Origin of the sequence: Ruania alba, from assembly GCF_900105765.1 — a bacterium.
GTDB lineage: Bacteria > Actinomycetota > Actinomycetes > Actinomycetales > Beutenbergiaceae > Ruania > Ruania alba.
Window position 1 is genome coordinate 2,276,573 of sequence record NZ_FNTX01000001.1, and the last position, 7,708, is coordinate 2,284,280.

Genomic DNA, 7,708 nt, shown 5'->3' on the forward strand with positions numbered 1-7,708 from the left:
ACGCATCACAACCACAAAGTTCCACCCACACGGCCTCCGGGACCCCCTGTCCCACTCCTCCTCGAGTCCGATATGAGCGAAAGTCGATCAATTGGGCCCGTTCGCTCTTATATGAGCAAAATAGGGCACGCGTCGATCACCTGTCAAGGGATCGACGCGCTCCACCGACGCGCGGAATCGGGTGGCGTCTCAGGTCATGCGAACGCGGGACCTGCCCGATGTGGTCCCCGACGGCCGGAATCGCGGATCCGTCAGATGCCTGGCGGGGCCTTCAGCTATTCGTGTGACGGGATGGGCTGATCTGTTTCAGCAGAGGTGGGCGCGGGTCCGCTGGTCTCGCGGACAGAGAGCGCCGGGCCGATGGCGACGCGATGCGCCGGCCTCTCGGTGTCCGCGAGACGCGCGGCCAGCAGCTCGAACGCCGTGCGTCCGATGGCCTCGCGAGGCGGACGGATCGCGGTGAGTGCCGGGTGGTTCATGGCGGCGACCTGGTCGTCATAGGACACCACGCTCAGATCGCCGGGGATGGCGACACCGCGGTCGTCGGCATGCTGAACCAGCTGGATCGCATCGATATCGGAATGGACGAGCAGAGCGGAGGTGCCGCTGGCACGAGTGGCGTCGAGAACCTGGTCGATGACTGTGTGGTAATCGGGATCGGTCCGTGGGGGCACGGTCGCGTCCACGGCGGGCAGTGTGAGGCCGAGCCGTTCGCACGCACCGACCCAGGCGCGACGGATCGCGGAGGTGTGCGGCGAGTTCTGTGAGAGCGCGACGCCGACCTTCCGGTGCCCACGATCAGCGAGATGTCGTGCGGCCTTCTGGACGCCATGGGTGTGATCGGTGACGACGGTGTCGATACCCTCGTGCAGCTCACTCGCAGCGGCGTCACGTTCGAGCAGAACGATGGGTACGGGCGATCGGGCGAGCCAGGCGAGCATTCGCTCCCCAGTGGAACCGTCCAGCGTCGGCGCGAGTAGCAGGCCGCGCGCTCCGGCTGCGATGAGACGGTCAACATCGCCCAGCTCGTCGACGGCCCGATACTCGGACTCACGGAGCATGATGCTGAATCCGCGTTCGCGAGCGGCCGCTTCTGCGCCTCGAGCGACGTCGGGCCAGTAGAACTCGAGCGACGGGACAAGCATTCCGATCGCCCCGGCGTCGCCGGGCCGGAGGGATTCGACGTGGCGCAGCGACTGCTGAGGCTCGAGCACACGCGCCCCACCGTGAGTGCGCTGAACGAGCTGAGCGACCGCCAGTACGGTGACGTCTCGCCGGGCCGTTGCTGAGGAGATACCGAGCTCGTGCGCCAGATCGGAGACCCTGATGGTGCCCCGCCGCTCGACGAGAGCGAGCACGTCCCGCTGCCGGTCCGACAACTGTGTTCCGGAACCGCGGGGGCATCGCCGGTGAGTGCCACGTCAGCCGCACCCTCCCCGTCTACGCTGTTGCTCCTCGACAACGGTCACCCTACTGTACACACATATGCGCTCACTATGAGCGATATTCGCTCATAGTGAGCGATGCATGTCGGCGTCAGAAGCGTGGCCCACGGCACGGGTGCCGCCATCTAAGCAAGGCGGCGCATCCACCCGTGCGGATCGGGCGCCCGCCCGTACTGCAGGTCGGTGAGATGCTGGTACAGCCACTGCGTGATCGCACCTGACTCACCGTCTGCCACCGTGAGATCAAAGTCGGTGCCCTTGAGATGGCCGACCGGGGTGACCACAGCAGCCGTGCCACAGGCGAAGATCTCAGTGATCCGCCCCGAGTCCACCTGCTCCTTGATCTCGGCCAGGGTGATCGGCCGCTCGTGCACCTCGCGACCGTCGTCGCGCAGCAACTGCAGAATCGATCGGCGGGTGACGCCCTCCAGGATCGTGCCGCTCAGCTCGGGAGTGTGCACGGCGCCGTCATCGGTCACGAGGAAGACGTTCATCCCGCCGAGTTCTTCGAGATACGTGTTGGTCGCCGCGTCGAGGAAACACACCTGTGCGCATCCGTGCTCGGCGGCCTGCTGCTGCGGGAGCAGGCTGGCGGCGTAGTTGCCACCGCACTTGGCCGCGCCCGTACCCCCGGGTCCCGCCCGGTGGTAGTCCTCGGCCACCCAGATCGACACCGGTTGGAAGCCGGACGTGAAGTACGGCCCGGAGGGGGACGCGATCAGCAGGTAGTCGACCTGCTTGGACGGGCGGACGCCGAGGAACGGCTCGGAGGCGAACATGAACGGCCGCAGGTAGAGCGAGGATCCGGACGAGTCCGGCACCCACTCCATGTCCGTACTCACCAGCGCCTCGATCGAGCCGAGGAAGTGCTCGGCGGGCAGCTCCGGCAGAGCGAGCCGGTGCGCGCTCGCGGCGAACCGGCTCGCATTGGCGTCCGGGCGGAACGCCCACACGGAACCGTCGGCGTGCCGGTAGGCCTTCAACCCCTCGAAGATCTCCTGGGCGTAGTGCAGCACCGCCGCCGCCGGGTCCAGGCTGATCGGTTCATACGCCACGACGCGCTCGTCGTGCCATCCGTTCTCGGCCGTCCAGGTGGCCCGCACCATGTGATCGGTGAAGACAGTGCCGAATGCCAGGTCGGTCAACGCCTGCTCGCGCTCCGCCAGCGATCGCGGGTGCGCGGACGGGCGGACCGTGAACGTCGGAGCGCCCGACGGACTGGATAGATCGCTGCTCATGTGATGTCCCTCATACCGTGATGTCTCCCCTGACGGTACCGCCCCGGGCACGCCGCACGCGCACGGACGGACCGGATCCTGCTCACACCAGCCGGCGCATCCAGCCGTGCACGTCCGCCGACGTACCGTACTGGATCCCGGTGAGCGTCGCATGCAGCGCACTGGTGATCGGGCCTGGTGAACCATCACCGACCGTCAGGTCGAACCCGGCACCGGCCAATCGTCCGATCGGGGTGATCACCGCCGCCGTGCCGCAGGCGAACACCTCGGTCACGGTGCCCTCGCGCAGTCCCTCCCGCACCTCGGCCAGCGGGATCGGCCGCTCGGAGACGGTGCGGCCCTGCTCACGCAACAAGTCCAGGACCGAACGCCTGGTCACCCCGGACAGAATGGTCCCGGACAGCTCCGGCGTGTGCACGGTGCCGTCGTCGGTGACCACCAGCACGTTCATGCTGCCGATCTCCTCCAGCAGGGTGTTCGTGGCGGCATCCAGGAAGCACACCTGGTCGCATCCATGCTCGGCGGCCTGCTGCTGCGGGAGCAGGCTGGCGGCGTAGTTGCCGCCGCACTTGGCCGCGCCCGTACCGCCCGGTCCCGCCCGGTGCTGGCCGTCGGCCACCCAGATGGAGACAGGCTCGAAACCACCGCCGAAGTACGAGGCCGCCGGGGAAGCGATCACCAGGTAGTCGACCTGGGCGGCGGGGCGCACCCGAGGAAAGCCTCGGAGGCGATCATGAACGGCCGCAGGTACAGGCTGGAGCCAGGAAGGGTCGGAACCCAGTCCACGTCCGCGTTCACCAACGCGGCGATCGACGCCAAGAAGTCGTCCGTGTCGAGCTCCGGCAGGGCGAGCCGGCGGGCACTGGCGGCGAACCGTGCGGCATTCAGCGCCGGCCGGAATGCCCACACCGAACCGTCCCCGTGCCGGTAGACCTTCAAGCCTTCAAAGATCTCCTGGCCGTAGTGCAACACGGCGGCCGCAGGGTCCAGCCGCAACGGGCCGTACGCCTCCACCCGGCGGTCGGCCCACCCGGTGTCCGGTGTCCACCGGGCGCGCGCCATGTGGTCGGTGAACCGGGTGCCGAATCTCGGTGCATCGAGCACCTGCTGGCGTTGCTCAGCAGGGCACGGGGAGAGGTTCCGGTGCACGGGTAGTGCGGGACGCCGTCGTGGGTGGCGCCGGAGCGGGGGTGCGTTGTTGTGGTCATGGCCCTTCCACCTGGTCTTCGATTCCGATGCCCTCGCGGGCAGGTGGGGAACGGGCGCTGGGGCTGGCGGTGTCTCGCTGGCCGGGCGCCCGCTCAGCCGGCTACTCGTGCAGCGAGGGCGTCGCCGATCTCGCTGGTGGAACGTGGGCCGCTGCGCTCAGCAATGTCCGCCTCGACGGCCGCCTCGATCCGCTGGGCCTGCTCGGTGAGGCCCAGGTGATCCAGTAGCAGCCCCACCGACAGGACCGCCGCAGTCGGGTCGGCCTTCTGCTGGCCGGCGATGTCCGGGGCGAGCCGTGCACCGGCTCGAACATCGAGGGGAAGGTCTTGTCCGGGTTCACGTTGCCGGAGGCGGCCAGCCGATGCCACCGGTGATCGCGGCGGCCAGGTCAGTGATGATGTCACCGAAGAGGTTGTCGGTGACGATCACGTCGAACCGGGACGGGTCCGTGGTCATGAAGATGGTGGCCGCGTCCACGTGCAGGTAGTCGACGCTCACATCGGGGAACTCCGGCGCCACGGCGTCGACCGTACGGCGCCACAGGTGCCCGGCGTGGACGAGCACGTTGTGCTTGTGCACCAGGTGAGCTTCTTGCGCGGACGCGCCTGGGCGCGGGCGAAGGCGTCCCGCACCACCCGCTCCACCCCGTGCGCGGTGTTCACGCTGACCTCGGTGGCGATCTCGTGCGGGGTGCCCACCCGCAGCGCACCTCCGTTGCCGACGTAGGGCCCTCGGTACCCTCACGCACGACGACGAAGTCGACCTCGCCGGGGTTCGCCAACGGGCTGGGCACGCCCGGGAAGAGCTTGGAGGGCGCAGGTTCACGTAGTGATCCAGGGCGAACCGCAGCTTCAGCAGCAGGCCACGCTCCAGCACCCCGGAGGGCACGGTCGGGTCGCCGACGGCGCCGAGCAGGATCGCGTCGTGGGTGCTGATCGCGGCGAGATCGTCGTCAGTGAGGGTCTCACCGGTGGCGTGCCAGCGGGCGGCCCCGAGCTCGAAGTCGGTGCGCTCCACGGTCACGTCGGTGCCGACCAGGACGGCATCGAGCACCTTGAGACCTTCGGCGGTCACCTCCGGACCGATTCCGTCTCCACCGACGACTGCGAGCTTGATCGTGCGTGCCATGCCTCGCAGCGTAGCGTCGGATCCCACCTGACGGACAACCAGTCTCGAATGTTGAGCGGCTGGGTCAGGTGTACTGGTGCACCTGACCGGTCGCTTCCGCCACCTGCGGGAAGACGAGGGCGATGCGCTCGAGCACCACCTCGCTCCCCTCGTCCGCACCGAGGCTCGTCCAGTACCGCCGTTGCCAGGCCTGCACGCTTTCCTCACCTCCCGCGGCGTGCTGCTCGTCCACTCCGCGAACGGCCGCACGCGCACCTCGACCGTGCGGATCAGCGCGACCGGGTGCTCGTGCCCGTCCAGCACGATGGCGAGGTCACCGACCCGGGGCAGGTCATCATCGGAAGGAAACTCAGAACGGAGCGTGCTGACGGCGGTCCGTCGCCCGTCCAGCACCGCCTCGGCCATGTCCTGAGCCACGTGGGGCTCGGGAGCGAAGGAGAACGCCGGGGGCGGCAGGGTGCTCTCCCGATGCTGGCCGATGAATGCCTCAAGCCAGGCCACTTTCCCGCGCACTCTGGCATGCTTCCAGAAGGCAGCTACCTCATCGGAGTCCATGAGCCCATTCTCGCACTCCGGCGTTCGGACCAGGCTGCGATCCGCACACCTCGGAGGAACTATGACCCAGCAGCCCTACCTCAGCAGGCGCGCGGCGACGACCGAACCATCGCGATCCTGGCGCATCTCTCCCCCATCATCGCGATGATCGTCAGCATCGGGTTCGTCTCGATCGCCGGCCCGTTGCTCGTCTGGCTGATCTGGCGCGACCGGGGCCGCTGGTGCGCAACGCCGCGCCAGCTCGTTCAACTTCCACCTCACCGTCTGGGTGCGATGGTGGTCGCTGGATCATGGTCTTCACCGTGATCCTGCTGCCGCTCGGGCTGTTCCTGATCTTCATCCCCGGGCTGATCCAACTGATCTTCTCGATCATCGGCGCGGTGCGAGCCAGCGCGGCGAGGTCTATTCCTACCCGTTCCAGATCCGGATCCTGCACTAACGGCTCAGAAGCCTCCGGACAGGCGCAACCCAGCACCAGCAGGAACACGAGCCAGGAGACGATCGCCGTCCAGAGCAAGGCGGTCGCTCGAAGCACGGTGGTGCCCACGGCGCGGACGAACCAGCGCGCCCGGCCGAGGTCCTCGATCCGCCCGTCAGTAGTCCGGATCGTCACCACCGCCACAGCGACCGCAGCCGCCGGAAGAACCGCAGACCACCCTTCTCCGCCAGGTTCTTCAGGCGGTCCAGCACCTCGTCGCGCATCTCCAGCAGATCCACCAACTGCACGAATTCGGCGGTGAGCGCGTCCGGGTCGTCCACGCGCTGACGTAGCGGTGGATCCGGATCCACCACAGCACCACCACCGCCACGCCTGCTGCCACGAGCAGGAGCAGCACGATCCGCTCCCACCCGTCACCGTGGCGGCGACCACCGCCGTGCCGAGCAGCGGGAGCACCGGAACCAGCCCGACGGCGTAGGCCGGAACCGCAGGATGCGCACCGCGCGCCGCAGCACCGGGGCGAGCGTGCCCACCGAGGCCCGGGTGCCGCGGGAGATCAGCGTCTCGCGGGCCTCGCCAGGCTCGGACACCGGCCCGGGACGATCTCGGCCGGCTGTTCTGCAGGGTCGGTCATAGCGCGATCGTAGCCGCAGGGCGCCTGAGACGACTTCGCAGTCCGACCTACCGTGGCGTGGTAGGTCGGACTGCCGAGAGTGAGTCAGTCGAGGGTCAGCGTCCGGCACTTCCCTCGACATAGTCGGCATCCGTCTCCTTCATCCAGGAGAACATCTTCCGCAGCTCGCGACCGGTGGCCTCGATCGGGTGCTGCTCACCCTTGGCACGCAGCTCCTTGAACTCCGGGGCTCCGGCGTCCTGGTCGGCGATGAACCGCTCGCAAAGGCACCGGACTGGATGTCCGCGAGCACCGCCTTCATGTTCTCCTTCACGTTCGGGTCGATCACCCGCGGCGGAGACGTAGTCGCCGTACTCGGCCGTGTCGGAGATGGACCAGCGCTGCTTCGCCAGACCACCCTCCACCATCAGGTCCACGATGAGCTTGAGCTCGTGCAGCACTCGAAGTAGGCAACCTCCGGCTGGTAGCCGGCTCGTCAGGGTCTCGAAGCCGTACTGCACCAGCTGCGAAGCGCCACCGCAGAGCACGCTCTGCTCACCGAACAGGTCGGTCTCGGTCTCCTCGGTGAAGGTGGTCTTGATCCCGCCAGCGCGCAGTCCGCCGATCCCTTGGCGTAGGAGAGGGCCAGCGCCATGCGGAACCGGACGCATCCTGCTCGACCGCCACGATCACCGGCACGCCACGACCGTCGGCGTACTCGCGACGCACCAGGTGCCCGGTCCCTTCGGGCCACATGATCACGTCCACCGACTCCTTCGGCTTGATGTAGCCGAAGCGGATGTTGAACCCGTGACCGAACACCAGCGTGGCGCCGTCGGCGAGGTTCGGGGCGATCTCGTCGGTGTACACGTGCCGCTGCACCTGGTCCGGTGCCAGCACCACGACGACGTCCGCCTCCTTGACGGCCTCGGCCACGGTGAGCACGCGCAGGCCCTCGTCCTCAGCCTTCTTCCGCGAGGCAGACCCCTCGCGCAGACCCACGCGCACGTCCACACCGGAGTCCCGCAGGTTCAGCGAGTGGGCGTGCCCCTGGCTGCCGTAGCCGACGACGGCGACCTTC

General features: G+C 68.2%; 8 protein-coding genes and 3 pseudogenes. All 11 read right to left on the minus strand.

What is annotated here, in order from left to right:
• Positions 1-275: 275 nt before the first annotated feature.
• The gene (locus BLU77_RS10405) at positions 276-1,379 is read right to left on the minus strand and encodes a LacI family DNA-binding transcriptional regulator (protein WP_089772863.1); all 1,104 of its coding nucleotides are present in this window, start codon (positions 1,377-1,379) and stop codon (positions 276-278) included.
• Positions 1,380-1,570: 191 nt separating this feature from the next.
• The gene (locus BLU77_RS10410) at positions 1,571-2,683 is read right to left on the minus strand and encodes a branched-chain amino acid aminotransferase (protein WP_089772864.1); all 1,113 of its coding nucleotides are present in this window, start codon (positions 2,681-2,683) and stop codon (positions 1,571-1,573) included.
• A gap of 82 nt (positions 2,684-2,765) precedes the next feature.
• Positions 2,766-3,832 (minus strand): annotated as a pseudogene (locus BLU77_RS10415) (branched-chain amino acid aminotransferase).
• A 152-nt stretch (positions 3,833-3,984) separates the two neighbouring features.
• A pseudogene (locus BLU77_RS10420) lies at positions 3,985-5,020 on the minus strand (3-isopropylmalate dehydrogenase).
• 64 nt (positions 5,021-5,084) lie between these two features.
• Entirely contained in the window at positions 5,085-5,252 is a 168-nt protein-coding gene (locus BLU77_RS22045) for a hypothetical protein (protein ID WP_175476873.1), read from the minus strand.
• A gap of 44 nt (positions 5,253-5,296) precedes the next feature.
• A pseudogene (locus tag BLU77_RS23185) lies at positions 5,297-5,575 on the minus strand (ASCH domain-containing protein); the annotation flags it as partial.
• A 151-nt stretch (positions 5,576-5,726) separates the two neighbouring features.
• A complete protein-coding gene (locus BLU77_RS23315) occupies positions 5,727-6,122 on the minus strand; it encodes a hypothetical protein (protein WP_139177723.1) in 396 nt (131 codons plus the stop codon).
• 62 nt (positions 6,123-6,184) lie between these two features.
• On the minus strand, positions 6,185-6,364 hold the full coding sequence (locus tag BLU77_RS21760; protein WP_139177726.1) for a hypothetical protein: 180 nt from the start codon (positions 6,362-6,364) through the stop codon (positions 6,185-6,187).
• 63 nt (positions 6,365-6,427) lie between these two features.
• Positions 6,428-6,604 (minus strand): hypothetical protein, encoded by a 177-nt coding sequence (locus BLU77_RS22055; protein WP_175477031.1) that lies wholly within the window; start codon positions 6,602-6,604, stop codon positions 6,428-6,430.
• 139 nt (positions 6,605-6,743) lie between these two features.
• Positions 6,744-7,298 carry a hypothetical protein gene (locus BLU77_RS22600; RefSeq protein WP_245708758.1) on the minus strand — a complete coding sequence of 185 codons (555 nt, stop codon included), beginning with the start codon at positions 7,296-7,298 and terminating at the stop codon, positions 6,744-6,746.
• The coding region (locus BLU77_RS22605; RefSeq protein WP_245708759.1) for an NAD(P)-binding domain-containing protein at positions 7,183-7,708 on the minus strand (526 nt) is incomplete at its 5' end. The genes BLU77_RS22605 and BLU77_RS22600, both read right to left, overlap by 116 nt.